We start from the raw sequence: 856 nt of genomic DNA on the forward strand, positions 1-856 counted from the left end.
GGCGTGATCCGGTGGTTGCAGCAGCAACCGAAAAAATTGGCCATGATCGGGCGACCCCCACGTTGTACGGCCCGCCCGTTCCGCCAGCCATGCCTGAATACCGTTCCCGCACCTCCACCGCCGGCCGCAACATGGCCGGCGCCCGCGCCCTGTGGCGTGCCACCGGCATGAAGGATGGCGACTTCCACAAGCCGATCATCGCCATCGCCAACTCCTTCACCCAGTTCGTGCCTGGCCACGTGCACCTGAAGGACCTCGGCCAGCTGGTCGCGCGCGAGATCGAGCAGGTCGGTGGCGTCGCCAAGGAATTCAACACCATCGCCGTGGACGACGGCATCGCGATGGGCCACGACGGCATGCTGTATTCGCTGCCCAGCCGCGAGATCATTGCCGACGCCGTGGAGTACATGGTCAACGCGCATTGCGCCGACGCACTGGTGTGCATCAGCAACTGCGACAAGATCACCCCCGGCATGCTGATGGCCGCGCTGCGCCTCAACATCCCGGTGGTGTTCGTCTCCGGCGGGCCGATGGAAGCGGGCAAGACCAGGCTGTCCGAGCACAAGCTGGATCTGGTCGATGCGATGGTGGTGGCCGCCGATGACAGCGCCTCCGACGAGAAGGTCGCGGCGTTCGAGCGCAGCGCCTGCCCCACCTGCGGTTCCTGCTCGGGCATGTTCACCGCCAACTCGATGAACTGCCTGACCGAAGCGCTGGGCCTGTCGCTGCCCGGTAACGGCACCACGCTGGCCACCCATGCCGACCGCGAAGCGCTGTTCCGCCGCGCCGGCCGCCTGATCGTCGAACTCTGCCACCGCTGGTATGGCGGCGAGGATCCGACGGCACTGCCGCGTGG

General features: G+C 66.9%; 1 protein-coding gene. It reads left to right on the plus strand.

The features are described from left to right. Positions 1–89: 89 nt before the first annotated feature. Positions 90–856, plus strand: a 767-nt coding sequence (locus DAI20_RS19285) for a dihydroxy-acid dehydratase domain-containing protein (RefSeq protein ID WP_205781492.1), incomplete at its 3' end; no start/stop codon positions are given.

This window comes from Planctomonas deserti, from assembly GCF_003067705.1.
GTDB classification, from domain to species: Bacteria; Actinomycetota; Actinomycetes; order Actinomycetales; family Microbacteriaceae; genus Planctomonas; species Planctomonas deserti.